Source organism: Bacteroides mucinivorans (assembly GCF_034654355.2).
GTDB classification, from domain to species: domain Bacteria; phylum Bacteroidota; class Bacteroidia; order Bacteroidales; family Bacteroidaceae; genus Bacteroides; species Bacteroides nordii.
The window spans coordinates 3,529,671-3,555,653 of sequence record NZ_CP178179.1 but is presented as its reverse complement, the minus strand read 5'-3'; the positions used below and the strand labels follow the sequence as shown (position 1 = coordinate 3,555,653).

At 43.5% G+C, this 25,983-nt stretch carries 24 protein-coding genes; 11 read left to right on the top strand and 13 right to left on the bottom strand.

Annotation, left to right across the window (positions count from 1 at the left end; all coding sequences use genetic code 11):
- Positions 1-20 precede the first annotated feature (20 nt).
- The 5 genes from rpiB to VCM39_RS13775 form a co-directional block, all read right to left on the bottom strand.
- Positions 21-455: a ribose 5-phosphate isomerase B gene (gene rpiB, locus VCM39_RS13795; RefSeq protein WP_195349552.1), complete on the bottom strand. Its 435-nt coding sequence runs from the start codon at positions 453-455 to the stop codon at positions 21-23.
- The gene (locus VCM39_RS13790; protein WP_025867699.1) at positions 455-2,464 is read right to left on the bottom strand and encodes a transketolase family protein; all 2,010 of its coding nucleotides are present in this window, start codon (positions 2,462-2,464) and stop codon (positions 455-457) included. Before VCM39_RS13790 ends, rpiB begins: the two co-directional genes overlap by 1 nt.
- 305 nt (positions 2,465-2,769) lie before the next feature.
- Positions 2,770-3,924 (bottom strand): galactokinase, encoded by a 1,155-nt coding sequence (gene galK, locus VCM39_RS13785; protein ID WP_322933699.1) that lies wholly within the window; start codon positions 3,922-3,924, stop codon positions 2,770-2,772.
- A 33-nt stretch (positions 3,925-3,957) separates the two neighbouring features.
- Complete coding sequence (locus tag VCM39_RS13780; protein ID WP_221648771.1) at positions 3,958-5,277, bottom strand: MFS transporter; 1,320 nt, start codon at positions 5,275-5,277, stop codon at positions 3,958-3,960.
- A 150-nt stretch (positions 5,278-5,427) separates the two neighbouring features.
- Positions 5,428-6,528 carry an aldose epimerase family protein gene (locus tag VCM39_RS13775; RefSeq protein ID WP_044095505.1) on the bottom strand — a complete coding sequence of 367 codons (1,101 nt, stop codon included), beginning with the start codon at positions 6,526-6,528 and terminating at the stop codon, positions 5,428-5,430.
- Between the two features lie 268 nt (positions 6,529-6,796).
- Between VCM39_RS13775 and VCM39_RS13770 the strand changes: the two genes are divergently transcribed.
- Complete coding sequence (locus VCM39_RS13770; protein ID WP_195349554.1) at positions 6,797-7,771, top strand: type I phosphomannose isomerase catalytic subunit; 975 nt, start codon at positions 6,797-6,799, stop codon at positions 7,769-7,771.
- A 427-nt stretch (positions 7,772-8,198) separates the two neighbouring features.
- Here VCM39_RS13770 and VCM39_RS13765 read toward each other — a convergent pair whose 3' ends face one another.
- The 4 genes from VCM39_RS13765 to VCM39_RS13750 all read right to left on the bottom strand — a co-directional run bounded on the left by VCM39_RS13765 (position 8,199) and on the right by VCM39_RS13750 (position 10,510).
- A complete protein-coding gene (locus VCM39_RS13765) occupies positions 8,199-8,459 on the bottom strand; it encodes a hypothetical protein (RefSeq protein WP_002561670.1) in 261 nt (86 codons plus the stop codon).
- Between the two features lie 3 nt (positions 8,460-8,462).
- Positions 8,463-8,825, bottom strand: a complete 363-nt coding sequence (locus VCM39_RS13760) for a phage holin family protein (protein WP_002561669.1) — start codon at positions 8,823-8,825, stop codon at positions 8,463-8,465.
- A 21-nt stretch (positions 8,826-8,846) separates the two neighbouring features.
- A complete protein-coding gene (locus VCM39_RS13755; protein ID WP_002561668.1) occupies positions 8,847-9,053 on the bottom strand; it encodes a YtxH domain-containing protein in 207 nt (68 codons plus the stop codon).
- A 188-nt stretch (positions 9,054-9,241) separates the two neighbouring features.
- Complete coding sequence (locus VCM39_RS13750) at positions 9,242-10,510, bottom strand: DEAD/DEAH box helicase (RefSeq protein ID WP_221648770.1); 1,269 nt, start codon at positions 10,508-10,510, stop codon at positions 9,242-9,244.
- Positions 10,511-10,686: 176 nt separating this feature from the next.
- Between VCM39_RS13750 and VCM39_RS13745 the strand changes: the two genes are divergently transcribed.
- The 10 genes from VCM39_RS13745 (at position 10,687) to VCM39_RS13700 (ending at position 20,546) form a co-directional block, all read left to right on the top strand.
- Complete coding sequence (locus VCM39_RS13745) at positions 10,687-11,457, top strand: SDR family NAD(P)-dependent oxidoreductase (RefSeq protein WP_002561666.1); 771 nt, start codon at positions 10,687-10,689, stop codon at positions 11,455-11,457.
- Positions 11,454-11,858, top strand: a complete 405-nt coding sequence (locus VCM39_RS13740) for a lipocalin-like domain-containing protein (RefSeq protein WP_002561665.1) — start codon at positions 11,454-11,456, stop codon at positions 11,856-11,858. The genes VCM39_RS13745 and VCM39_RS13740 overlap by 4 nt, the downstream gene beginning before the upstream one ends.
- Before the next feature lie 31 nt (positions 11,859-11,889).
- Positions 11,890-12,390: an SPOR domain-containing protein gene (locus tag VCM39_RS13735; protein WP_002561664.1), complete on the top strand. Its 501-nt coding sequence runs from the start codon at positions 11,890-11,892 to the stop codon at positions 12,388-12,390.
- 427 nt (positions 12,391-12,817) lie between these two features.
- Entirely contained in the window at positions 12,818-13,642 is an 825-nt protein-coding gene (cysQ, locus tag VCM39_RS13730) for a 3'(2'),5'-bisphosphate nucleotidase CysQ (RefSeq protein ID WP_002561663.1), read from the top strand.
- A 16-nt stretch (positions 13,643-13,658) separates the two neighbouring features.
- The gene (locus VCM39_RS13725; protein ID WP_221648769.1) at positions 13,659-15,215 is read left to right on the top strand and encodes an SLC13 family permease; all 1,557 of its coding nucleotides are present in this window, start codon (positions 13,659-13,661) and stop codon (positions 15,213-15,215) included.
- A gap of 172 nt (positions 15,216-15,387) precedes the next feature.
- Entirely contained in the window at positions 15,388-15,951 is a 564-nt protein-coding gene (gene cysC, locus VCM39_RS13720) for an adenylyl-sulfate kinase (RefSeq protein WP_122202247.1), read from the top strand.
- Between the two features lie 29 nt (positions 15,952-15,980).
- Positions 15,981-16,892: a sulfate adenylyltransferase subunit CysD gene (gene cysD, locus VCM39_RS13715; protein WP_007485002.1), complete on the top strand. Its 912-nt coding sequence runs from the start codon at positions 15,981-15,983 to the stop codon at positions 16,890-16,892.
- Positions 16,893-16,923: 31 nt separating this feature from the next.
- Positions 16,924-18,354 (top strand): sulfate adenylyltransferase subunit CysN, encoded by a 1,431-nt coding sequence (gene cysN, locus VCM39_RS13710; RefSeq protein ID WP_002561659.1) that lies wholly within the window; start codon positions 16,924-16,926, stop codon positions 18,352-18,354.
- 103 nt (positions 18,355-18,457) lie between these two features.
- Positions 18,458-19,564 (top strand): sulfotransferase, encoded by a 1,107-nt coding sequence (locus VCM39_RS13705; RefSeq protein ID WP_320997258.1) that lies wholly within the window; start codon positions 18,458-18,460, stop codon positions 19,562-19,564.
- A gap of 16 nt (positions 19,565-19,580) precedes the next feature.
- A complete protein-coding gene (locus VCM39_RS13700) occupies positions 19,581-20,546 on the top strand; it encodes a PCMD domain-containing protein (protein ID WP_221648767.1) in 966 nt (321 codons plus the stop codon).
- Positions 20,547-20,710: 164 nt separating this feature from the next.
- On the opposite strand, the gene VCM39_RS13695 is transcribed toward VCM39_RS13700, so the two are convergent.
- The 4 genes from VCM39_RS13695 to VCM39_RS13680 form a co-directional block, all read right to left on the bottom strand.
- A complete protein-coding gene (locus VCM39_RS13695) occupies positions 20,711-21,769 on the bottom strand; it encodes a hypothetical protein (protein ID WP_322933701.1) in 1,059 nt (352 codons plus the stop codon).
- A gap of 13 nt (positions 21,770-21,782) precedes the next feature.
- A complete protein-coding gene (locus VCM39_RS13690) occupies positions 21,783-23,882 on the bottom strand; it encodes a hypothetical protein (RefSeq protein ID WP_322933702.1) in 2,100 nt (699 codons plus the stop codon).
- Between the two features lie 168 nt (positions 23,883-24,050).
- Entirely contained in the window at positions 24,051-25,172 is a 1,122-nt protein-coding gene (locus tag VCM39_RS13685) for an OmpA family protein (RefSeq protein WP_322933703.1), read from the bottom strand.
- Between the two features lie 41 nt (positions 25,173-25,213).
- The gene (locus tag VCM39_RS13680; protein ID WP_221649081.1) at positions 25,214-25,969 is read right to left on the bottom strand and encodes a YjbH domain-containing protein; all 756 of its coding nucleotides are present in this window, start codon (positions 25,967-25,969) and stop codon (positions 25,214-25,216) included.
- Positions 25,970-25,983 lie beyond the last annotated feature (14 nt).

Here is a 25,983-nt window from a genome sequence, read left to right as displayed (position 1 = left end):
CTTTATTCTTTTATATTTATTTATTTCACGGGAATTTTATCAATTCTTTTCTGATGTCTTCCTCCCTCAAATGGGGTGTCGAAGAACTCTGTCAGAATCATATCAGCCTCTTCAGTGCTGATGAAGCGTCCCGGCATCACAAGTATATTTGCATCGTTGTGCTGGCGGGCCAGGTGTGCTATTGCAGCCGTCCAGCAAAGCGCGGCACGGATGCCCTGATGTTTGTTTAGCGTCATACTGATACCATTTCCGCTTCCACAAATGGCAATGCCCGGATAGCATTCGCCAGCTTCTACTGCCAGTGCTAACGGGTGCGCAAAATCAGGATAGTCACAACTTTCAGCAGAATAAGTACCAAAGTCTTTGTATTCCCAACCTTTTGCCTGCAACCAGCCCCGGACGAATTCTTTCAGTTCGAATCCGGCATGGTCACAGCATAGTCCGATTTTTTTCATTATAGCATCTCTTTTACCTGGTTGTACACATTGGCGGCAGTGAAGCCCAGCTTCTCGTCCAGCACTGTGTAGGGAGCAGAGAAACCAAATGACTCAAGACCGAAAACTTTACCATTAGCACCTACAAGACCTTGCAGATTTACGGGCAGACCAGCGGTGAGGCCGAAAATCTTTGCACCTGCCGGGAGTACCGATTCCTGATATGCCTTATCCTGGCTGCGGAACAATCCTTCGGAAGGTGCCGATACGATACGTACCTTCACACCGTCTTTGCGAAGCAATTCGGCTCCGGCAATGAGGGTGGCTACTTCCGAACCGGAAGCTACCAGAGTTACGTCCGGATTCTCGTCAGAACCGGCAACGATGTAAGCTCCTTTGGCCACTTGTGCATAGTCGTTGCCTGTAGGCAGGCTGACGATGTTCTGGCGGGAAAGAATCAGAGCAGTCGGGGTGTAGATATTTTCCATAGCCAGTTTCCATGCAATAGTGGTCTCTTCGGCATCTGCCGGACGGAGTACAAGCATAGAGTTGTGGCCTTTGTGATTTTTCAGTTTCTCCATCAGGCGGATTTGTGCTTCCTGCTCTACGGGTTCGTGAGTAGGGCCATCTTCGCCTACTCGGAATGCATCGTGTGACCAGATGAACTTCACGGGTTGTTCCATCAGGGCTGCCATGCGGATGGCAGGTTTCATATAGTCGGAGAATACGAAGAAGGTGGCACATGCCGGAATAACGCCACCGTGAAGTGACATACCGATGCAGACACAAGCCATGCTTAATTCTGATACGCCGGCCTGGAAGAAAGCTCCGCTAAAGTCGCCACGTTTGAAGGCATGTGTCTTTTTGAGGAAACCGTCTGTCTTGTCTGAATTAGAAAGATCGGCAGATGCTACTACCATATTCTCTACTTGTGTAGCCAGTGCACCCAGTACGGTGGCCGAAGCGGCGCGGGTGGCCACATTGGGTTTCTGTTCGATAGCGTCCCAGTTTACTTTAGGAGCTTTTCCTGCAAAGAAGGTGGCCATTTTTGCTGCCAATTCCGGGTTTGTTTTGGCCCATTCGGCTTTTGCTGCATATTTTTCGGCTACTATCTTTTTCAGGTCTTCGGTACGTTTGGCGTACAATTCGGCTACTTCCGGGAAGATAACAAACGGTTCGTCGGGATTTCCGCCCAGATTCTTGATTGTATTGATATAGGCATCACCACCTAATGGTGCACCGTGTGTAGCACAGTTGGCTTCATAGCTGCTGCCATCGGCTTTACGTGCTCCTTTGCCCATCGTGGTTTTCCCAATGATGAGTGTAGGACGTTTGCTTTCTGCTTTTGCTTCTTTGAGGGCAGTGCGGATAGCATCAGGATCATTTCCGTTGATTTCGATAACGTTCCAGTCCCATGCTTTGTATTTCATGGCCACGTCTTCTGCCGTCACTTCTTTGGTTTCGGTAGAAAGCTGAATATCGTTGGAGTCATAGAACATGATGAGATTGTCCAGTCCCAGGGTTCCGGCAATACGTCCGGCTCCTTGTGAAATCTCTTCCTGGATACCACCATCAGAGATGTAGGCATAGATAGTCTGGCTCATAACTTCACCAAAGCGGGCTTTAAGGAATTTAGCTGCGATGGCGGCTCCTACGGCAAAAGTATGTCCCTGTCCCAGCGGACCGGAAGTGTTTTCTACACCACGCATGATGTCTACTTCGGGATGTCCCGGAGTAGGGCTTCCCCATTGGCGGAACTGTGCCAGTTCTGCCAGCGTATATTTACCGGTCAGTGCAAGTACAGAGTAGAGCATTGGTGACATATGACCCGGATCGAGAAAGAAACGGTCACGTCCTTCCCAGCGGGGATTCTGAGGATCATATACTAAGAACTCAGAGAAAAGTACGTTTATAAAATCCGCACCTCCCATAGCACCACCCGGATGTCCGGAGTTGGCTTTTTCAACCATAGATGCAGCAAGAATACGGATATTGTCCGCTGCACGGTTCATAAGTTTGCTTTCGTTCATATTTATAATGATTAAGTTTTCATATTTTTCGCAAAGATAATGCAAACTGAGAGCAGAATAAAATGAACACGTTCATTTTTTTATGCCAAGGTGCAGCTTATCTTCGCTTTTTCCGCAAAGATAAGTCTTTAACGTTAATTATCGGGCATAAGAAGGGGGCTTTTTTCAATCTTTGTTTAAAGTCCGAAAGCGCTCTTCTTGTGCTGCGTACAATAACTATTTGTCCTTATCGTACTTATATCAACAAAAAGAGAGACACATCTGTTTAGGATATGTCCCTCTTTATAGAAGTTAGTTTTTGTTATTTATACGAGTTTTCTTGAACCGTCGCCGATTACAACATCATACACTTTGGGGCTTCTGCCAAATTTGGCTTTGAATGCCTCTTTTGCCTTTTCGATGAAGTTATCGTACAATTCTTCTTTAACCAGGTTGATAGTACAACCACCAAAACCGCCACCCATAACGCGTGAACCGGTTACGCCACACTCTTTTGCCAGGTCGTTGAGGAAGTCGAGCTCTTCGCAGCTTACTTCGTAGAGCTTGCTCATGCCGTGGTGTGTTTCATACATTTTCTTACCTACTGTTTCGTAGTCGCCTACTTCCAGTACATCGCAAACGTCGAGTACGCGTTGAATTTCTTCAATCACATATTCAGCACGCATGTAGTCTTCGTCGCTGATGTCAGCTTTGGCTTCTTTGAGCATATCCATTGTGCAGTCGCGAAGGAATTCTACGTGCGGATGTTTTTTCTGGATAGCAGCTACAGCAGCTTCACAACTCTGGCGGCGCTTATTATAGGCCGATGAAGCGAGTTCATGTTTTACTACCGAGTCTACCAGTACAAGACGGTAACCTTCTGGTTTGAAGGGGAAGTACTGATACTCCAGTGAACGGCAATCCAGACGGATCAGGCTGCCTGCTTTTCCGAATACGGAGGCAAACTGGTCCATAATACCACAGTTTACACCGCAGTAGTTATGTTCTGTAGCCTGTCCCACTTTGGCCAGTTCAAATTTGTCTATTTTGTTGTCGCCAAACAGATCATTCAGTGCAAAAGCGTATGTACTTTCGAGTGCTGCCGATGAAGACATACCAGCTCCCAGAGGCACATCGCCAGAGAAAGCAGTATTGAATCCTTTCACATCAACACCACGTTTAATCATTTCGCGGCATACACCGAAGATATATCTTGCCCAACTTGCTTTCGGAGCATCTTCTTCGTTCAGCCCGAATGATACATAGTCTTTCAGGTCGATAGAGTATGCGTTGACTGTATTGGTTCCGTTTGGTTTGATTTCTGCAATCATGCCTTTATCTATAGCTCCCGGGAATACGAATCCACCATTGTAGTCGGTGTGTTCGCCGATAAGATTAATGCGGCCCGGTGAGGCGTAAACTGATCCTGTAGTTCCGTCAAAGTGTTTAATAAAACGGCTTCTTACGTGTTCTATATCCATGATAATATCTTTTTAATTGGTTAATATAATAGTTTATTCAACCGGAATATTCTTGTTTACATTCTTGCAACCGATCAATGCGTAGTACAGCATGTAAGCTACACCTGCAAAGATTACCCAGAAGCTTGACATATAGCTGCTTGTTACGTCGGCCACACCACCCTGGATAAGCGGAAGGATACCACCACCGCAAACCATTACCATGAAGATACCTGATGCCATTGCTGTGTACTTACCCAGACCTTCTACAGCCAGGTTGAAGATGCCACCCCACATGATAGAAGTACAAAGACCGCAAAGGATAAAGAACATGATACCGATAGGTACATTAGCCATACCAAAGCTGATGTCTGATTTGAATACAGGCATATTGATTGTAGCCTCAACCGGAGCAAACATACCCACAAGCAGGAAGCCCAGTGCGAACAAACAAACGGTAGTTAATTGGGTTTTGCTGGAGAACTTAGCACCAAGTGCACCACCACAAAGACGGCCAATCATCATCAGGAACCAGTAAGTACCTACGATAGAACCCGCCATAGCTGTATCCATACCAATACCTTTTGCGCCGGCAGCTTCCGGAGAAGTAGTCAGGAACAAGTTTACGAAGTTAGGAATACCTACTTCAACGCCTACGTATACGAAAATAGCAACAGTTCCGAGTACAAAGTGACGGAAAGACATTGGACTGTGAGTATCTTTCACCTTGTGGTCTGAAGCGTGCTCCATGTGCGGTTCCGGAAGTTTCATACTGCCCAATACAATGAATGCTATAGCGAAGATACCCATTGCGATGAACAATGCAGGATTAGCGTCACTAATCTTGGTATCCTGGCTGATAGTACCAATCAGATAACCGCCCAGTACCGGAACGATAGTAGCTGCGATAGAGTTTAGAGAACCTCCGAACTGAATCAGCTGGTTACCTTTTTTGCCACCGCCGCCCAGTGTGTTCAACATCGGATTTACTACAGCGTTCAGCATACACATAGAGAAACCGGAAACGAAAGCACCACCCAGGTATACCCAGAAAGCGATCAATTCACCGGGAGCATAAGAAATTTGTCCGGAAAGGAACTGGATTCCTACGCCGACAAATCCAACGGCAACGGCGATTAATGCTGTTTTCTTATAACCGATTCTTTTCAGCATAATACCGGCAGGAAGCCCCATAAAGGCATAAGCTATGAAGTTTGCTGCATTACCCAACTGGGTCATCCAGTTAGGAGCATTGAATTGTTCTTTTACGATGAGTCCGAGCGGGTTTGTAAATCCTGTTACGAACGAAATCATAGCGAAGAGGGCGAACATCATTGCAATAGGCAATAGATAGCTCTTTTTCTGTTGTGTCATGGTTTTAAAAAAGTTGTTAGTTTATAAAATTAGGTTATTTAGTTATTAATTGACAATAGACAATTGACAGTTGACGGTGATAGTTAACAGTGGGTTATGCTATATGATGCTGCATAATAACTGTCAATTGTCAACTGTCAATTGTCCACTTTATAAGTTTTCGACAGAAAATTTATAAATCGTTACCTGTTGGTACTCGTCTCCCGGAAGCAGTACGGCTGAAGGGAAATGAGGTTTATTGGGCGTGTCGGGGAAGCATTGTGCTTCGAAGCAGATGGCACTGCGAGCCGGGAAAGTGGCACCGTGTGAACCTTCAAAGCCGTTGAGCCAGTTGCCCGTATAGAGTTGCACGCCGGCCTCGGTGGTATAAACTTCCATGACGCGTCCGCTTACGGGATCTGTGCAAGTGGCAGCCAGATCCAGCGAACCGGCTTCCTGTTTGTTGAGCACGTAGCAATGATCGTATCCTGCGCCGTAGACAAGTTGCTGAAAAGCGTCGTTAATGCGTTCGCCCACAGTGTGCGGGGTGCGGAAGTCCATCGGAGTTCCTTCTACTTTGGCAATCTCTCCTGTGGGGATAGATACTTCGTCTATCGGAGTATAAAAATCAGCATTGATTGTGACGATGTTATTTTCTACTGTCGGGGTGGGGGTAGCGATACCTGCCAGATTGAAGAACCCATGATTGGTAAGATTTACAACAGTAGCTTTGTCGGTGGTAGCACGGTATTCGATGACCAGTGCATTTTCCTCTTCTTCAAGTCTATAAGTCATTTCTACTTCCAGATTTCCGGGGAATCCCTCTTCTCCGTCGGCCGATACATAGTTGAAGATGATCGTGCTTTCGTCTATCTGGTCGGCATCCCACACACGTGCATGAAAACCGGTAGGTCCTCCGTGCAGGGAGTTGGGGCCGTTGTTGATTGTCAGCGAGTGCTCTTCGGCGTAGAGGGTGAATTTCCCTTTGGCGATGCGGTTACCATAACGACCGATGGTGGTGCTGAGGAATGGTTCGGGACTATTTATTACATGGTCTATACTGTCGTGCCCGAGGATAACGTTGGCATATTTCCCGTTTTTGTCCGGGACCATGATGGAGAGAATGGCACAGCCGTAATTTGTTACAGCAACTTCCATCCCTTTTTTATTTTTGAGGATAAATAAGTCTGTTTGCTTATCGTCGATATCCTTTTGAAAATCCTTCCGGTTTAGTCCGGATAAATTTTCTTCTGTTGGGAATGTGTTATTCATGTCTGGCATATATAAAATTTCTTGCAAATAAAGCTAAATTCTTTCGTACTCCCAAATTATTCATGGTAAATCTATTCGAGGATTTAGGAAAGTTTAGCGTTTAGTTTCGCATGGGCTAAAACTTACTTTCGTGTCAATTCTATGAAATTTTGGTGATGAATTTAATATAAAACGCCCGGTTCTGTGTATTATTTGATATTTTTTGTATGTTTGTCCTCTGATTATCAAATCAAGAATTATAATCTAAGTTTATTAACAGAAAAACAAAATGTATCCGTTAAAATTTGAACCGATCCTGAAGCAGACACTTTGGGGAGGCGACAAAATCCTTCCGTTCAAGCACTTGAGTGATAACTTGACAGGAGTAGGAGAAAGCTGGGAGATTTCCGGCGTAGAAGACAATGAATCTGTGGTGGCTAATGGTCCCGATAAAGGATTCACGTTGACCGATATGGTGAGAAAATACCGTGAAGAACTGGTCGGTGAAGAAAACTATGCCCGTTTTGGCAATAAGTTTCCCTTGCTGATTAAATTCATCGACGCTAAACAAGATCTCTCTATTCAGGTACACCCCAACGACGAGCTGGCAAAGAAGCGCCACAATTCTATGGGAAAAACCGAGATGTGGTATGTTGTTGATGCCGATAAGGGGGCAAAACTCCGTTCGGGATTTTCAGAACAGATCACCCCGAAAGAGTACAAAGAGCGTGTTTTCAACAATACCATAACCGATGTGCTGCAAGAGTATGAAATACATCCGGGTGACGTGTTCTTCCTTCCTGCAGGACGTATTCACAGCATCGGTGCAGGTGCATTTATCGCAGAGATTCAGCAGACTTCGGACATTACTTACCGCATTTACGACTTCAACCGCAAGGATGCCAAGGGCAATACGCGTGAACTGCATACCGACCTGGCACGCGAAGCTATCAACTACGAAGTGCTCGATGATTATCGCACCAAATATGACGCTGTGAAAGACGAACCGGTGGAGCTGGTGGCTTGTCCCTATTTCACCACTTCCCTGTATGACATGACCGAAGAGATCAGTTGCGACTATTCGGAACTGGATTCTTTCGTGATTTTCATTTGCATCGAGGGTTCTTGCCGATTGACAGACAACGAAGGCAACGAGCTGGCGTTTTGTGCCGGCGAAACAGTTTTGCTTCCTGCCACGACAGAGAATATAACGATTACTCCCGAAGAGGGAGGAAGCGTGAAGATTCTCGAAACTTACGTTTAAAGTAAAAAAGTCTTTATTCTTACGAGGGGGGCTCGCGCGCGTAGGCGCGTAACTCCCCTTGTTTATAGTTTTAATTCTCTTATAAGGTGTAAATCGTGTATCATCAGGAAAATTTCCAGATGATAAGTCGGATGATAATTTTGCGATCATAGGAAGTTTCATCAGGAGAATTTCCTGATGATTTCTTGTATAAGGAGTGTTAATATCGTATTTTGTTCGGAGTGTTTTTTGAGACAAATACTTTGCATGGAGACTACGCCCGCAGTACATGTAGCGTAGGCGTTGCCTGCATGCAGCGCGGGCGTAGTCTCCAAAAGGTGCTTCCCTTCTTGTTTTTTTACAAAAAAACACCTCTACCCTAAAGTGGAGGTGAATGTGCAAAGCGAAATACTGTGTAGGAAATACTGCTTTTGTAATAAGTTTTTGTTTATCCCTTTCTGAAAAAACGGCGAATCTTTTTCATTATTTTCACTCCCATTACCACACCATCAAAGATGGCCATTCCTGTATTGAATGATCTCATTATTGCGTCTGTTTGAGAGGTGGCGGGAGCAAGAGGGGCAAAAATTCGTTGTGCCGTTCGGGTCATCGCTTTTTTCTGTCCGCGTATTTCTTCCAGTTTCTCTGTCTTGAGCCGGGCGATATATTCCAGTGTGATTTTCTGGGGGGTAGCTTGCTGATTGTTCATAACTTATTCTTTTGAATCATTAAGAAACAGGCCGGCAAGGAAGTTTACCATTGGAGAAATGATAAGTTTCTTGCGGAAGATAATAACTGTGGCAATGAGTATGATGTTGATTGCTGCAATAATGCCAAAACTCACCATGAGTCCGCCAACGAGCGGTTCGAGGATATAGGCCAGGGCGAATAAGAGATAAAACAGGGCCACCATGCCGAGAATAATGAGTACTAAAACCATGATTAAGGTGGAAAGAAGTATGGTTAGCTTTTCCGTCAATTCCAGTTTGGTATATTCTTTCTGGAGCTCCAGATATTTCTTGAACTCGAAGAATAGCTGTTGAAAGTTTTCTATACTTTTGTCGTCTGCAAACATAGTGGCTCTGTTTTGATTCTTTTAGTCAGTTACTTCTTTTAGTTCGGCTGCAATTTCGTCAACGAGGTTTTCCATCTCATTGCGATTTAACTTGATACCTTTTTTACGAAGAATCTCTGCAATTTTGTGACGAGTGTCTTCTCCCTTTTCAGGAGCAAACAAAATACCAAGTGCTGCGCCTACTGCTGCACCACCTAAAAAAGCTGCTAATACATTAAGTCCTTTCATAATTTTACTGTTTTAAAGTGATAATACTACAAATATAACGCATTTATTGCATAGGATGTTCTATGGATGAGGATTTTTTTTAAGGGTTTTTATCTGAATCCTCTCATCTGTGTGTCATGGATATACAAAAAAGAAGGCAACCGTTTTTCCGAAAGGAAAACGATTGCCTTCTTATCTATTAATACATCTTATCTTTTGGGTTGCTCTCCTTTTTGCGTTTGTTTCTTTCGCCTCCAGAAGTCTCCATTGGAGCGGCTACCACGGTATACTTTATTCTCTTTTGCTTTCGCTTTGAGTTCTTCCGTTTTCACCTCCTGCGCCTTGGCGCCTTCGGTGGTGACAAACGGATGGTCTTTGACCACTGGGATTGTTTTTCCGATCAGCTTCTGAATATCTTTGAGGTAAGGTAATTCTTCCGATTCGCAGAAGGAGATCGCAATTCCTTCATGTCCTGCACGCCCTGTGCGCCCAATGCGGTGTACATACGTCTCCGGCACATTGGGTAGCTCGTAGTTGATGACGTGTGACAACTGATCTACATCGATACCACGTGCTGCAATGTCCGTCGCAATCAATACGCGTAAAGTATGGTTTTTGAAATCCGTCAGGGCACGCTGGCGTGCATTCTGCGATTTGTTGCCATGTATAGCCTCAGCGCGTATACCCGATTTGGTTAGTATGCGTGCCAGTTTGTCGGCTCCATGTTTGGTACGTGTAAAGATCAGTACCGATTCAATCGACTGGTCTTTCAGTAAGTGCAATAATAAGTCCTTCTTCTCCTTCTTCTCTACAAAGTAGACGTATTGCGAAATTGTGTCTACAGTAGAAGAAGCCGGTGTCACCTCTACCTTTTCCGGATGGGCCAGCATCGAGTTGGCCAGTGTCTCTATCTCCGGCGGCATAGTAGCCGAGAAGAAAAGCGTCTGGCGCTTCTGGGGAAGGAGTTTCAGTATCCGTCTGATATCATGGATAAAGCCCATATCGAGCATGCGGTCGGCCTCATCCAGTACGAAGAAGTCCAGTGTTTTGAGAGATATGTAACCCTGGGTTATCAAGTCCAGCAAGCGCCCCGGGGTGGCAACCAGTATCTGTACACCATTGCGCAACGCGTCCGTCTGAGGTTTCTGACCCACTCCGCCAAAGATGACAGTGTGCTTCAGTCCGGTGTATTTGCCATATGCCTCAAAACATTCACCAATCTGAATGGCCAGCTCCCGGGTTGGGGTTAATATCAATGCTTTTATTCCTTTGCGGTGGTCGGTTTTATATAGTTTCTGCAAAATGGGGATAGAAAAAGCAGCTGTTTTTCCTGTTCCGGTCTGTGCACATCCTAATAAATCTTTTCCTTGAAGTAAAACGGGGATTGACTGTTCTTGTATGGGAGTGGGAGAGGAATAACCCTCTTCTTTCAGAGCCTTGAGTATGGGCTCTATCAGGTTTAAATTTTCAAATGTCATGTAAAAAAGTTGAATGAGCCTCGCGGCTCGTTATGTTATATGGAGCAAAGATACGCGAACTTGTGGGGGTAAATACTTTTATATCGTCGGTTTAATCTTATTTAACTAAGAGAAAGGCCGAATGATAGCAGGTTAAAGCGTATTTTTGTTGCTCAATTCTATAGAGTAATAACAATATGAGAGGTAAGATTGTTTTTATAACCGGAGCAAGCAGTGGAATAGGCGAAGGTTGCGCCCGAAAGTTTGCTTCACAAGGTTCGGATCTGATTCTTAATGCCCGTAATGTGGCAAAACTGGAAGAGTTAAAAAAAGAACTGGAAGCAACTTATGGAGTTCGCGTATTCTTGTTGCCTTTTGATGTTCGTGATCGTAAAGCTGCAACTCAGGCACTGGCTTCTTTGCCCGAAACGTGGAAAGCGATTGATGTGCTGGTAAACAATGCCGGACTCGTTATCGGGGTTGATAAAGAGTTTGAAGGAAACCTGGACGAATGGGATATTGTGATAGATACAAATATAAAGTCGTTGTTGGCCATAACCCGTCTGGTAGTTCCCGGAATGGTGGAGCGCGGATGTGGACATATTATCAATATTGGCTCTATTGCCGGTGATGCCGCTTACCCTGGTGGAAGTGTGTATTGTGCCACCAAAGCCGCGGTCAAAGCCCTTTCGGACGGACTGCGCATCGATCTGGTGGATACGCCGTTGCGGGTAACCAACGTAAAGCCGGGGATGGTAGAGACAAACTTTAGTGTAGTTCGTTACCGGGGCGACAAGCAAGCTGCGGACAATTTTTATAAAGGAATCCGTCCGCTTACAGGTGATGATATCGCAGAAACAGTATATTTCGCAGCTTCGGCTCCGGAACATATCCAAATAGCAGAGATACTGGTGATGCCTACCTATCAGGCTACAGGCACTATCTCTTATAAAAAGAAAGCAGAATGACGAAGAAATGGTTGTATCTTTTATGTTTGCCTTTGTTGTTATCGGTAGTGGCTTCCTGTTCGGATGATGAAGACAAACTGACTGGTAAATGGCAATTGAGGCGGTATGAGCTTCCCGATGGCACTGTGCAGAAGGAAGATAGTGTATTTTATAATTTTCAGAAAGGTAGCTTTTCGGCCATCTGTTTGCTCGAAGATAAGACGTATCACACCTTTTTCGGACTTTATTCTTTGCAGGATGATAAAATTTATATTATTTTGCGCCCCGAAGAGAATATAGATCTTTGCAAGCAATATTTACAGTGGGATGAACTGGGCCGAACATTTCAACTTGAAGAACTTTCTTCGTCCACTCTTCGGCTTAGATCTGAAGATATTGTATCTGTTTTCAGAAAGTATTGATACGAATTTATTAACTAAAAGAATATAGATTATGAAAAAATTGGTAGTATTGGGAATGAGTGTATGCATGGTTCTGGCATTTGCTTCTTGTAAATCAAGCGAAAGTGCATATAAAAAAGCATACGAAAAGGCAAAACAGCAGGAACTTGCCGAACCGCAGGTAGAAGCTCCGGTGGAAGTAACTCCCGTTGTAGCAGCTCCGGTAGAGGTAAAGAAGGCTACAGATGCAGCCAATGGTGTGCGTCAGGAGAAAGTAACGGTTGTTTCGGGCAATGGTGACAACCTGAAAGATTATAGCGTAGTGTGTGGTAGCTTCGGTTTGAAAGCAAATGCCGAAGGTCTGAAAGACTTTTTGGATGCTGAGGGCTACAATGCAACTATTGCATTCAATGCAGAATCTGCTATGTATCGTGTGATTGTGAGCACTTTTGCCGACAGAACGGCCGCTGCACAGGCTCGTGATGCTTTCAAAGCTAAATACCCTAACCGTAAAGACTTCCAGGGTGCCTGGTTGCTTTACAGAGTATTTTAATATTTCTTTTTGGTAATATCGGAAGCGGGAAAGCACCCTTCCGGAATAAGGGCAGTAGCTGGGAAGTTGCTGCCTTTTTGCAATATAGGTTTTGTATTTCACCACAGAAGACGCAGAGGACACGGAGCTTTATTATCCGGATAAAACGCAGATTAAAGTACGGGTCTTCTTTTTTCATATTTGTGTATTTGTGAAAATCTGCGTTCATTCGCGTTCATCTGCGTTTCATCAGAGAAAACAATACCTCTGTGTCTTCCGTGTCCTCTGTGGTGAAATCTTTTTTTAGTAATATTAGCGCTATTGCTAAAAGAAGTTATAAATGATAGTGCGGAAACTTTGAGAGAAGATAAAGTTTTTACTTTTGTAGCTCATTATATCAATGGGTTATTACGCCTTGTCGGAAACAGGGCTATAATTATATAACAAGATGGAACAGAAATATTTGTTTGTTGCTGTTGACGCGGCCCTGAGAGCAGGCGAGAAGATACTTTCTATCTATAATGATCCGGCATCGGATTTTGAGATAGAGAGAAAAGCCGATAATTCCCCCTTAACCATTGCCGACCGTAAAGCACATGAAACGATTGCTACGATTCTTCAGGAAACCCCTTTTCCGCTGTTGAGCGAAGAGGGTAAGCACATGGAGTATGCCATGCGAAAGAATTGGAGTACGCTTTGGATTGTCGATCCGCTGGACGGAACGAAAGAGTTCATAAAGCGTAATGGAGAATTTACTGTTAATATAGCACTGGTGCACGATGGCATTCCTGTGATGGGAGTCATTTATCTGCCTGTAAAGCAGGAACTTTATTTTGCAGCCGAATCACTAGGGGCATTCAAACTATCCGGGATCACGGCTTTGGGTGATTCTGCCTCTTTGGAAGAGTTGATAAACTTTTCTGCACGCTTGCCGATAGACGAACCACGCAAGCGTTTTGTCATTGTAGCCTCCCGCTCTCATTTAACCCCGGAAACAGAAACCTATATCGGCGAAATGAAGCAGCAGCACGAAGAAGTGGAGTTGATATCGAGTGGAAGTTCTATAAAAATTTGTCTGGTTGCCGAAGGGAAAGCAGATGTATATCCTCGTTTTGCTCCTACTATGGAGTGGGATACAGCTGCCGGACATGCTATTGCGCGTGCAGCAGGAATGGAAATTTATCAGGCTGGCGAAGCGTTGCCATTACAATACAACAAGGAAGATCTGTTGAATCCTTGGTTTATTGTAGAGAGAAAAAGAGTAAATCACTAATTGATTTGTACTGATTATGACATTTGAAATTGTATTTGTACTACTATCGCTATTGGGAATGGTGATTGCTCTTATATTGGATAAGATGCGTCCGGGTATGGTGCTTTTCTCGGTTGTGGTACTGTTTCTTTGTGCGGGTATCCTTAGTCCGAAAGAGATGCTCGAAGGATTTAGTAATAAAGGAATGATCACCGTTGCCATGCTTTTTCTGGTAAGCGAAGGTGTTCGCCAGTCGGGGGCCTTGGGGCAGGTGATCAAGAAATTGCTTCCCGTAGGTAAAACTACTGTTTTTAAGGCACAATTTCGTATGCTTCCCACTATTGCTTTTATATCGGCTTTTCTGAATAACACTCCTGTAGTAGTAATATTTGCTCCTATTATCAAACGTTGGGCACAAGCTGTTCATCTTCCCGCTACCAAGTTTCTTATTCCTCTCTCTTATGTCACGATTTTGGGCGGTATTTGTACGTTGATTGGTACTTCTACCAATCTGGTGGTACACGGCATGATTCTTGAAGCGGGTTATGAAGGATTCACGATGTTTGAATTAGGGAAGGTGGGTATATTCATTGCCATTGCGGGGATTATCTACTTGTTCCTGTTTTCTAAAAAGCTCCTTCCCGATGCACGTCCCGATACGGCAGTGCCCGATGAAGAGGAAGAAAAAGGCGAGAGCCTCCACCGCGTGGAAGCTGTGTTGGGTGCCCGTTTCCCGGGTATCAACAAAACCCTGACAGAGTTCAACTTCCAGCGTCATTATGGGGCAGAAGTGAAAGAGATAAAAACCCGCAACGGACAGCGTATCACAGAGAAACTCAATGAAGTTGTGCTTCGCGAAGGCGATACACTGGTGGTAATGGCTGATGATACTTTTATTCCTACCTGGGGAGAGTCTTCTGTCTTTGTGATGCTTGCCAACGGAAAAGATACTGAGCCGGTGCCGGGTAAGAAGAAACGCTGGTTTGCCTTGATTCTGCTCATTCTGATGATTGTGGGGGCTACAGTAGGTGAATTGCCGGTAACACAGGAAATGTTCCCTAATATCAAGCTGGATATGTTTTTCTTTGTTTCTGTGACTACTATCATCATGGCATGGACCAAAATATTTCCTGCCCGTAAATATACCAAATATATTTCGTGGGATATCCTGATTACTATTGCCTGTGCTTTTGCTATCAGTAAAGCAATGGTAAATTCGGGGGTAGCCGATGGAGTTGCAAGTTATATTATCGGTTTAAGCCATAACTACGGACCTCATGTTTTGCTGGCTATTTTGTTTATTATTACCAATCTGTTTACGGAACTTATCACAAACAATGCGGCAGCAGCTTTAGCATTTCCGCTGGCATTGGCCATATCCCAACAATTAGGGGTAGATCCTACGCCTTTCTTTGTGGTGATTTGTATGGCTGCTTCTGCCAGTTTCTCTACTCCGATTGGTTATCAGACAAACCTGATCGTGCAAGGTATCGGCAATTATAAGTTCACCGATTTTGTCCGTATCGGTTTACCATTGAATATTATCACTTTTCTCATTTCTGTATTTTTGATACCACTAATTTGGCCCTTTTAAGAGTTGAGAGTTACGGAAGACGAAAAGATGGGAAAAAGAAAACTAACAGTAAGTATTGTAAAAACGACTAAAAATAATATGCATGAAACAAAATAAGGAACCGAAAGGAGAAGAACTTTCAACTTTCAACTCTCCACTTTCAACTAATCATATTTATCCTATCTTTGATCGTATGCTGGCGCGGGAAGATAAAGAAGAGCTATTGAAGCAGCATAGCGTGATGATATGGTTCACCGGATTGAGCGGTTCCGGAAAAAGCACCATTGCCATTGCTTTGGAGCGTGAGTTACACAAACGCGGGTTGCTGTGTCGTATCCTCGATGGTGATAATATCCGCAGTGGTATTAATAATAATCTGGGCTTTTCGGAAGCCGACCGTGTAGAAAACATCCGTCGCATAGCCGAAGTCTCAAAACTCTTTATAGATAGCGGTATTATTACCATTGCCGCTTTTATCAGTCCTAACAATGATATCCGCGAAATGGCTGCCAATATTATCGGGCAGGACGATTTCCTCGAAATATATGTCAGCACTCCGCTTGCCGAATGCGAAAAGCGTGATGTGAAGGGCTTGTACGCCAAAGCCCGTAAAGGAGAAATAAAGAATTTTACCGGTATTTCGGCTCCGTTTGAAGCACCGCTACATCCGGCTCTTGAGTTGGATACTTCAAAACTTTCGCTTGAAGAATCTGTTAATCGTTTGCTGGAGTTGATATTGCCAAAAGTGAAAAGATAAAAATAAGAGATTTATAAAATAAGAATATAATGAAAGAAGAGTATAAATTGAGTCACTTGAAAGAACTCGAAGCTGAGTCCATTCACATTATCCGCGAAGTGGCTGCGGAATTTGAGAATCCTGTGATGCTTTATAGTATCGGAAAGGATTCTTCTGTTATGGTTCGCCTGGCAGAGAAAGCTTTCTATCCGGGTAAGGTGCCGTTTCCTTTGATGCACATTGACTCCAAATGGAAATTTAAAGAGATGATTCAGTTCCGTGACGAATATGCTAAGAAATATGGCTGGAATCTGATTGTGGAGAGTAACATGGAGGCTTTTCATGCAGGTGTAGGACCCTTTACACATGGAAGTAAAGTACATACCGACCTGATGAAAACACAGGCGTTGTTGCGTGCTCTCGACAAATATAAATTTGATGCCGCCTTTGGTGGCGCCCGTCGCGATGAAGAAAAGTCACGTGCCAAAGAACGTATCTTCTCCTTCCGTGACAAATTTCACCAGTGGGATCCTAAGAATCAGCGTCCCGAGCTGTGGGATATCTATAATGCCCGTGTACACAAAGGAGAAAGTATTCGTGTTTTCCCGTTGAGTAACTGGACCGAGTTGGATATCTGGCAGTACATCCGCCTGGAAAACATTCCCATTGTTCCGCTTTATTATGCAAAAGAGCGTCCTTGCGTTGAACTTGACGGTAATCTTATTATGGCCGATGATGACCGTCTGCCAGAAAAATACCGTGATGAGATTAAGATGCGTATGGTACGCTTCCGCACATTGGGGTGTTGGCCGTTGACTGGTGCAGTGGAGAGTGAGGCCGATACAATTGAGAAGATCGTGGAGGAGATGATGACTACCACAAAGAGCGAACGTACTACCCGTGTGATCGACTTCGACCAGGATGCAAGTATGGAACAGAAGAAGCGCGAAGGATACTTCTAATCAAAAAAAATTAAAAAACTAAGAATTGAAGATGGGAACTACTTTAGATATAAAAGCATTTCTGGATAAAGACGAACAGAAGGATTTGCTCCGTCTTTTGACGGCAGGCTCGGTGGACGATGGAAAATCAACTCTGATAGGCCGCTTGCTGTTTGATAGTAAGAAATTGTATGAAGACCAGCTGGATGCTCTCGAACGTGATAGCAAACGTATGGGAAATGCCGGCGAACATATAGATTATGCACTGTTGCTCGATGGTTTGAAGGCCGAACGCGAACAGGGTATCACCATTGACGTGGCCTATCGCTACTTCTCAACCAACAACCGTAAGTTTATCATTGCCGATACTCCGGGACACGAACAATACACCCGTAACATGATTACCGGTGGTTCTACTGCCAATTTAGCCATTATTCTGGTGGATGCACGGACGGGGGTTATCACTCAGACCCGCCGTCATACTTTCCTGGTGTCTCTGCTTGGCATTAAACATGTTGTGCTGGCTGTTAACAAGATGGACCTGGTAGACTTCTCCGAAGCACGCTTCAATGAGATTGTGTCAGAATACAAAAAGTTTGTAGAGCCACTTGGTATCCCCGATGTAAATTGTATTCCGCTTTCTGCACTGGATGGTGACAATGTGGTGGATAAATCAGAGCGTACCCCCTGGTATAAGGGTATATCCCTGCTCGACTTCCTCGAAACGGTGCACATCGATAACGACCATAACCTGACCGATTTCCGTTTCCCCGTACAATACGTACTTCGTCCTAATCTCGATTTTCGTGGCTTCTGTGGAAAAGTGGCTTCGGGGGTTATCCGCAAAGGAGACGAAGTGATGGCGTTGCCTTCCGGCAAGACTTCCCGCGTGAAAAGTATTGTGACCTATGACGGAGAGTTGGATTATGCTTTTCCACCTCAGTCTGTCACGCTGACACTGGAAGATGAAATAGATGTATCGAGAGGAGAGATGCTGGTGCATCCCAATAATTTGCCTGTCGTTGATCGTAACTTTGAGGCTATGCTGGTATGGATGGATGAGGAACCAATGGATGTGAACAAATCCTTCTTTATCAAGCAGACTACTAACATGAGTCGTACCCGCATTGATAGCATCAAGTACAAGGTGGACGTGAACACTATGGAGCAGTTTGCCGTGCCTTTCCTTTCGTTGAATGAGATAGCCCGTGTGGTACTGACTACAGCGAAAGAGCTGTTCTTTGATCCTTATCAGAAGAACAAATCCTGTGGATCGTTCATCCTTATCGACCCGATCACCAATAACACCAGTGCCGTTGGTATGATTATAGACCGGGTGGAAGAGAAAGATATGCGCACTATGGATGATGTTCCAGTGCTGGATCTTCCGAAACTGGGCATTGATCCTAAGCATTATGAAGCGATAGAGAAGGCTGTGAAAGATCTGGAACGTCAGGGTATTGCGGTGAAAATCATTAAATAATGCACAATTGACTATTTACAATTTACAATTTGCTATGCAGATCGTGCAATTTGTAAATGGTAAATAGTCAATTGTAAATAGTCAATTGTAAATTGTAAATAACATGGGATTACTTGAATTCAATAAACTTCCGATAAACACTCTGGTAGGAGCTGACTGGAAAACATTTAAAGCGATAACCGCTGGCAGGGATATCGATGCTGCCTACAAAGGAAAATATCGTTTGACCAAAGCAGTATGCCGCCTGCTCTCTACATTGGCTCCTTTGCAAAACAGCCGTTACGAAAAGCTTCTGGCCAATAAGCCGTTAGAGCACGATCCGGTGTTTATATTGGGGCATTGGCGTAGTGGGACAACGTTTGTACACAATGTCTTTTCCTGTGACAAACACTTTGGGTACAACACTACCTATCAGACTGTTTTTCCACATTTGATGATGTGGGGGCAACCTTTCTTTAAAAAGAATATGAGTTGGTTGATGCCCGATAAACGCCCGACCGATAATATGGAACTGGCTGTAGACCTGCCGCAGGAAGAGGAATTTGCACTGGCAAATATGATGCCTTATACATATTATAATTTCTGGTTTTTGCCCAAATACCAGCAAGAATATGCTGATAAGTATTTGTTGTTTGATGGTATCCCCGACGAAGAACTGAAAGTATTTGAAGATACATTTAAAAAACTGGTAAAGATTTCATTGTGGAATACGCAAGGTACTCAGTTCCTGAGTAAGAACCCTCCTCATACGGGTCGTGTGAAGGAATTGGTGAAGATGTTTCCCAATGCAAAGTTCATTTATCTGATGCGTAACCCGTACACAGTATTCGAGTCTACACGTAGTTTCTTTACCAATACTATTCAGCCCTTGAAACTGGAAGATATCAGCAACGAGGAGATCGAAAAAAATATTCTCTCTATTTATGCCAAACTGTATCATAAGTACGAAGCCGATAAACAGTATATTCCTGAGGGAAATCTGATTGAAGTGAAATTTGAGGATTTTGAAGCAGATGCTTTGGCGATGACCGAGAATATATATCAGAAACTCTCTATTCCAGGTTTCGAAGAAGCACGTGAAGCAATAGAAAAGTATGTAGGTGGAAAGAAAGGATATAAGAAGAATAAATATAAGTATGATGATCGTACTGTTCAGTTAGTGCAGGACAATTGGGATTTTGCGCTGAAGCAGTGGGGTTATAGTCTTTAAAAAGAAAGGAGAAAGGATGACAAAGAGAACATATCGCCGTCTGATGACGACAGGCTTTATTGCTTTATGCTCGGCTGTTGTTATGGCGCAACATAAAGTAGAAATGCTCCCGTTTGGGGATATGGATCAATGGGTAAATCGCGAAATAAAAGAGTCTGCCATTATTGGTGGAAATACAAAAAATGTATATGCCGTCGGGCCTACCCAAACCATAGCTGGTTCAAAAGCTTATACGAATCTTGGTGGTTCTCCCTGGGCTACTTCCAATGTGATGGCGAAAGTAGCGGGGGTCACAAAGACAAATACATCTGTTTTTCCCGAAAAGCGGGGAAGTGGATATTGTGCACGTCTGGAAACTCGTATGGAAAGTGTGAAAGTGTTCGGACTCGTAGATATTACGGTACTTGCTGCCGGCTCTATGTTTCTGGGCACGGTACATGAACCTATTAAAGGCACCAAAAACCCCAACAAAATGCTTGGAATGGGTATTCCGTTCACAAAGCGTCCTATTGCTCTTCAGTTTGATTATAAAGTGAAGATGTCTGATCGCGAAAATCGCATTCGTGCTACAGGGTTTAGTAAGATAACCGATGTGCCGGGCAAAGATTTTCCTGCAGCGATTTTACTCTTACAAAAGCGTTGGGAAGATGCTGAAGGTAATATTTTTGCAAAACGTGTCGGTACGATGGTTGTTTATTATTATAATACCGGTGATTGGCATAATAATGCTACCTATGAGATTCATTATGGTGATATAACCGGAAGTCCGGTATATAAACCTCATATGATGCGCTTACAGGTTGACGAACGTTATTCGCTCAATAGCAAGGGAGAGAGTGTACCGGTTCGTGAAGTGGCATGGGCCGATGAGGATGAAACGCCTACTCACATGATTCTTCAATTTACTGCCAGTCATGGAGGAGCTTATATCGGTTCTCCGGGAAACACTTTGTGGGTGGATAATGTGAAACTGGTTTATTAGCTAGTTGACCACTTATGAAAGAATAAGAGGGTCTCAAAACTAAAATTAGCTGTTGTTAAAACGCAGATTAACGCCAATTTACGCATATATTAAATTATACCTGCGATAAATTGGCATTAATCTGCGTTTTTAAGTTGTATAATTACACAAATATGAGGAAGTTATCACTCGTATTCCCGTATTTCATTCTTGTAGATCTTTACTTCTATCAGCTTTTTGGCATTGGTGTCAGAAACCCAGAGGCTTGATCCCGCTATCAATAGTTTTTCTGCCTTTTTAAATGTGTAACCGTTTACAGATTTGAAACTGTTTCCCCATTCTTTTTTCGTACGGTCGTAGATATAGATAGAGCCATTGCTGGCAGATACCATCATCTGATCGTTGTGCAAAGCGATGCCGCAAGGGTTGAAGCTAGTACCGAGTGTCTTTTCTGTATCTATTAATATTTTTTGATCACCTTTTTCAATGTGTGCAGTGTCTATTGCCTGAATTTTTCTGTTACCGTATTGCCCGTAATCTGCCAAATAAACAATACCGGTAGAATCTTGTACCATCTGATGGGGATTGAATCCGTTGTTTGTATCCATTCCTATCGCTGCACTTCGACAATAAAAAGGCACTTTCTGGTATTTTTCCGGAGTTACGTCCTCTTCCCGGTAAACGGCAATCTCTCTTTTGGTGCGAACAATAATCTTTCCGTCCGGAGAAATCGCCATAGCTTGTGCCTGAAACAATCCGCTTACTCCATCACTCCAATTGCCAGTCCCAATGCGTGTAATGAAATTCAGGTCTTCGAGGGCAAAAACATCGATGCGAGTCTCTCTGCTTAGTACATACAGACGATTGGCCGGAGATACTCCGATGGCTTCTATCGGACTTTGAAATTTCTGATCAGTATTTCCATACTTCCATGATCGCAGTGATATTAGGTGTTGTTTCTTCTTCTTATCATACAGTTCCAGGCTGTAATGTCCGTTCTGTATGTTTGCTACAAACAGTGTATCTCCTTTTATATAGGTGGCTCCTGGGGTAAATTCACCCTCGTTCAGGGCAAAGTCCACAGCCGATAATTGCTGTCCTGCTTCATAGGAGTAGTAATAATGACTGGTATATGGCTCTTCAGGTTTTTGCGGTATACCTCCTGGCATATCTTCTTCCGAGCAGGCCCCTGCAATCATCAGGGCCAGTAGCAGGTGGCTTGTATGAATTATCTTTTTTTTCATGATTATTTCCTTTTTAGTTCAGTTCGTTTATTGGAATACCGGTTATGGTACGTTCAGTGCGATCTATTACAAACAGCGTTTGCCGGGATAGCATTATTTTCTCCACATTACGGAAGGTATGTCCACTTATGGTTGTATAATCTTTTAGGATTGTTCCGTTTTCCTGATTCACTTCTGCCAGGGCAACCGGTTGATTCTTTCCGGTGGCAAATGATACGAACATTCGTTTGCCAACAAAAGCAATGTCGTAGGGAGAGTGAGAAGCGGGGAGGTCTATTACCCGTTGCGCTTTCCATTCTGTTTGTTCGCGCATCACGTTACAGTCGAAGGCATAAATTTTCCGATTACTCTGGTGGGTAGTATAGAGTAGTCCGTCGGCTCCCATTGCCTGCCCATAAGTTCCCATTGCCTCACCCATATTGATTGTGCGGCAATAGTTGGCTACTTTTTTGTAACTACCTGCTGCAACATCATTTTCCATGAATACACACACGCGTTTCTTGTCCCGGATAAACACACATCCACGACGCACAAGTACATCAAAGGCATGTACTGTCTGAGTACTACCTTCACCCCAACTGCCTGTACCTATACACGTAATAAATTCTAGTGTAGCCTCGTCAAATACATCTGTACGGCTACTTTCATTTGTGACATATACTTTTCCATGTGCCACTGTAATCCCGTTAGGTTTCCCGGCAAAGGTTTTGGTTTCTGCATTCTCAGTCCACTCTTTCACGCTTTTTACATGCGTTAGTTTTCCTTCTTTCTCTTCCAGGACTTCCAGACTGTATTTTCCGTTTGCATCATTGATTATATATATGCGGTTTTTGTAGACACATACATCTTTTGGAGTAAAATCCTCTTTGGCAGTTCCCGGGATGTTTTCATAAGAAATAGAACAGGAGAGGGGCGTTCCTTCTTCAACGTTTTCGTCGTCGTCCTTCAATGCCGGAGCCAGACCACCGTCTATGGCATCTAGTTCCGGATCTTCAATGATGTATTTAGAACGTTGGTAGCGGGCAGCACCATATAGTTTTCCCTGTTTACGCGTATGCATAAATCTTCTTGAGTAGATGGGAAGTTTTTTATCAAGACACAACTGGGTATACACTTTATTGCAAAGAGTAATCCATCCCGTTCCGGTTTGTTCATAGGTCATATTTCCTTCGTGTCCATAGCCCAGACAGTGTCCCAATTCATGAAAAATTGTGTGGGTTTGGTTCGTGTCGTCTGCGTAGTGTTCAAGGTAGCACCATTCATTCAGTCCATAGGTTTCTCCTCCTCCCAGACCGTTTACTCCACTCACATGTCCTACCAGGAAACCCGAATGATTGATTACCTGTTTGAGTAATTTGTCGATGTCTATCATCGCCAGATTATTGTTACTATGAAGTTTACCTCTGTATTTCTCCAATTCCTCGGCAAATTCCGGTGAGGAGAACATATAGGCAAAGTTCAGCATAATAGCTACCGTTTCTCTGGCATGGGCAGCAAGTAAAGGTGGACGCCAATAACCTGTTTCCCCGTAGGCAGAGAAACGTACTCTGTATTTGCTTTTGGTAGAGAGTAGTTTTTGATAATAACTATCCTCACAATCTGTTTTCAACGAGAAATCTGATGCTGACAGATGCGGGTTAGCCATGATTTGTATCTCTTTTCCTGAACGGGTGATATAACGTTTGCTTTCGGTAAGCATTGGCAGTGCCCGGTGATATTCGGTGAAGGCAGGCACTACATCAAACTGTGCCAATTGAAACTCCTCATCATAGCCACTGATTTTTGCCCAGATTGTTACTCCATGTATGGGACGGGGCGAATAGAAGCGGATGAATAGTTCCTGCTTCTCGTTAATACTCACTTGCAGAGGCTGATTGACGTAAAAGAAACGTTGGCTGTTGTCAAAATACGTAGTTGAAGGTTCGTCGTCCTGCAACATAAGTTTGAATACTTTAGGTGTCAGATCATTCTCTGTAACCTTTATTAAACCGTAAGGATTATCCGGCACTTCATCTGTAGGGAGGTCATTGGAATTACTATCAGTACATGCCTGTAAACTCCACATACCCAAAATGAACAAACCGATAAGTTTGAGGATTTTGCTATTAATCATATTAATTGTTTGTTTTTTAGGGGCGCAAAGATAATGTAAATAGCCATTGATTGCAAAAATAAGATGGAGTTTCCTTAAAATATGTGGATATAAGAAAGGCTATCTCACAAAATTTAGTGGGATAGCCTTTTGCTATTTAAAACTTTAGTTTGTATCTGATTTCAGCGTTTATTCCAGAATCACTACACGGTTCAGGAAATTCTTACCGAACATATTGGCAGTTCCACCGAAACCAACCAGTTCAAGCTGATCTTTGCTTACGCCTTCTTTAACAAGTGCATCGTAAACGGCCTGAGCACGTGCTTCAGACAGTTTCTGATTCCACTTAGAGCTACCGGTTGCCTTGTCTGCATATCCGGCAATCTTGTATTTCTTATCCGGATTAGCCTTCAGGATCTTAGCTGCCAACTGGATGTTAACCATGCCATAGTCGTCAATCTTAGACTTGCCAATCTGGAAGAAAATAGCACGAGGACCAGCCACTTCTACTTCCTTCACAACTTCCTTAGTCACAGGTTTCACGTTAGCCAATGCATTCTTTGCATCTGCCAGATCCGTCTGAGCCTGTGCCAGTTCGTCACGATATTTGTTTAATTCATCATTGATAGCGCTCTGGTCTACCTTAGAGTTGCAAGATACAAACTTCTTACCGCCGAATGTGTAAGTTACACCGGCAGTCAGAGAAACTGCACCGTCTGTATATGCACTACTGTATTTACCAAATATAGAAGGAGAAACTTCGCCTCTTGCTTCAATATTAATATCGATGTATTTGCTTACGTTGAATTGTCCTGCCAAACCAACTGAACCGTTGACCAGCGCATTCATCTTATCCATTTTGCCATAAGCTTTTGCAAATGTCAAACCTGGGCCTGCAAATACAGAAACATTGAACAGACGGTCCGGATTGTAACCTACAATAGCATTGCTGAGGTTGTACATAGCGTCTGCACGCAGTGTGAAGTACTTCTTGTTCTTGTATTCGGCATAATCGCCTTTCACTCTGTTGTAGTCAGTATATAGTGTACTCCACATGCCGGCTACCTGAGCACGCACTCCCCATACGGGATTGATTAGTTTTCCTACTGATACATGGATCAGCGGAGTTATGGCATGTCCAAAGCCATAATCAAAGTTGTTCGGATTTACACATCCTTGTGCTCCGGCACCCACACTGATAAAGATATTGTCCTTAGCCCTTTCGGTATAGAACTTCTCTTTGGTCTGTGCAGAAGCTGAGATGGCTGCTCCGGTCAACAGTAAAGATAATATTACTACTTTGCTTTTCATTGTTTTTAATTTTTAATATTTCAACTCTTTCTTATCTCTTTTTATTTCAATCGGAATTGAAAGGTCAATCCTCCTGTGAAATATTTCATCCTTTGCAATTCTATCTGTGCATGAAGATGATTGAAAAGCAGATAAGTGGCTCCCAACGCAAAATCTTTCGAGTCATATTCGGCTATCAGTCGTAGCTGTGGATGGAAAGACGGATTATAGGTAATACCTGCTGCAATGCCGTTCAAATGATATTCTATTCTCCTGTTATAAAGATAGGAGAGATGAACACCAAGTGTTTCTTTACCTATCCGGATATGTTTGGTCGCAGCTATATAAAAGCGGCTGTAATATCCGTTCCCCTTATCGGAAGCTATCACATCTCCTGATGAAGTAAAAGGATCTGAGGTCCCTAAAACTACTGCAGGCGTATACTTCCAGAATTGGCCTTCCTTCAAAGCAAGCAATCGGACTGAGAAATACCGGTCCTGATTCGTAAACCCTGTATAACCATAAGGTTTTAGTCCCAATGCTTCGGCTTTGAAAAGTGTACAAGTATACGCTACTTCCAGCCAGGGCATTATAGTTACATTCAGGTAATAATTATACGTATGGTAATACCATGTAGGAGGAGTTATCTCCTTATTTAAAAAATTGGCCCCCAGCATTACTGTTTTATCTTTCTGCATCTCTGCCGAAGGAGCATGCAGCAATCCTGTGGTTCCATAGGTTAATTGAGCCGAAAGCATATAAGGTATACTTATAAGTAATAATACAATATAGATTCGTTTTAAACTCATTTTATACATTATAAATGCTTTCG

Bases quoted from the DNA above. Each gene is read 5' to 3' on its own strand.
- rpiB (WP_195349552.1), bottom strand. From the start codon at position 455: ATGAAAAAAATCGGACTATGCTGTGACCATGCCGGATTCGAACTGAAA.
- VCM39_RS13790 (WP_025867699.1), bottom strand. From the start codon at position 2,464: ATGAACGAAAGCAAACTTATGAACCGTGCAGCGGACAATATCCGTATT.
- galK (WP_322933699.1), bottom strand. From the start codon at position 3,924: ATGGATATAGAACACGTAAGAAGCCGTTTTATTAAACACTTTGACGGA.
- VCM39_RS13780 (WP_221648771.1), bottom strand. From the start codon at position 5,277: ATGACACAACAGAAAAAGAGCTATCTATTGCCTATTGCAATGATGTTC.
- VCM39_RS13775 (WP_044095505.1), bottom strand. From the start codon at position 6,528: ATGAATAACACATTCCCAACAGAAGAAAATTTATCCGGACTAAACCGG.
- VCM39_RS13770 (WP_195349554.1), top strand. From the start codon at position 6,797: ATGTATCCGTTAAAATTTGAACCGATCCTGAAGCAGACACTTTGGGGA.
- VCM39_RS13765 (WP_002561670.1), bottom strand. From the start codon at position 8,459: ATGAACAATCAGCAAGCTACCCCCCAGAAAATCACACTGGAATATATC.
- VCM39_RS13760 (WP_002561669.1), bottom strand. From the start codon at position 8,825: ATGTTTGCAGACGACAAAAGTATAGAAAACTTTCAACAGCTATTCTTC.
- VCM39_RS13755 (WP_002561668.1), bottom strand. From the start codon at position 9,053: ATGAAAGGACTTAATGTATTAGCAGCTTTTTTAGGTGGTGCAGCAGTA.
- VCM39_RS13750 (WP_221648770.1), bottom strand. From the start codon at position 10,510: ATGACATTTGAAAATTTAAACCTGATAGAGCCCATACTCAAGGCTCTG.
- VCM39_RS13745 (WP_002561666.1), top strand. From the start codon at position 10,687: ATGAGAGGTAAGATTGTTTTTATAACCGGAGCAAGCAGTGGAATAGGC.
- VCM39_RS13740 (WP_002561665.1), top strand. From the start codon at position 11,454: ATGACGAAGAAATGGTTGTATCTTTTATGTTTGCCTTTGTTGTTATCG.
- VCM39_RS13735 (WP_002561664.1), top strand. From the start codon at position 11,890: ATGAAAAAATTGGTAGTATTGGGAATGAGTGTATGCATGGTTCTGGCA.
- cysQ (WP_002561663.1), top strand. From the start codon at position 12,818: ATGGAACAGAAATATTTGTTTGTTGCTGTTGACGCGGCCCTGAGAGCA.
- VCM39_RS13725 (WP_221648769.1), top strand. From the start codon at position 13,659: ATGACATTTGAAATTGTATTTGTACTACTATCGCTATTGGGAATGGTG.
- cysC (WP_122202247.1), top strand. From the start codon at position 15,388: ATGCTGGCGCGGGAAGATAAAGAAGAGCTATTGAAGCAGCATAGCGTG.
- cysD (WP_007485002.1), top strand. From the start codon at position 15,981: ATGAAAGAAGAGTATAAATTGAGTCACTTGAAAGAACTCGAAGCTGAG.
- cysN (WP_002561659.1), top strand. From the start codon at position 16,924: ATGGGAACTACTTTAGATATAAAAGCATTTCTGGATAAAGACGAACAG.
- VCM39_RS13705 (WP_320997258.1), top strand. From the start codon at position 18,458: ATGGGATTACTTGAATTCAATAAACTTCCGATAAACACTCTGGTAGGA.
- VCM39_RS13700 (WP_221648767.1), top strand. From the start codon at position 19,581: ATGACAAAGAGAACATATCGCCGTCTGATGACGACAGGCTTTATTGCT.
- VCM39_RS13695 (WP_322933701.1), bottom strand. From the start codon at position 21,769: ATGAAAAAAAAGATAATTCATACAAGCCACCTGCTACTGGCCCTGATG.
- VCM39_RS13690 (WP_322933702.1), bottom strand. From the start codon at position 23,882: ATGATTAATAGCAAAATCCTCAAACTTATCGGTTTGTTCATTTTGGGT.
- VCM39_RS13685 (WP_322933703.1), bottom strand. From the start codon at position 25,172: ATGAAAAGCAAAGTAGTAATATTATCTTTACTGTTGACCGGAGCAGCC.
- VCM39_RS13680 (WP_221649081.1), bottom strand. From the start codon at position 25,969: ATGTATAAAATGAGTTTAAAACGAATCTATATTGTATTATTACTTATA.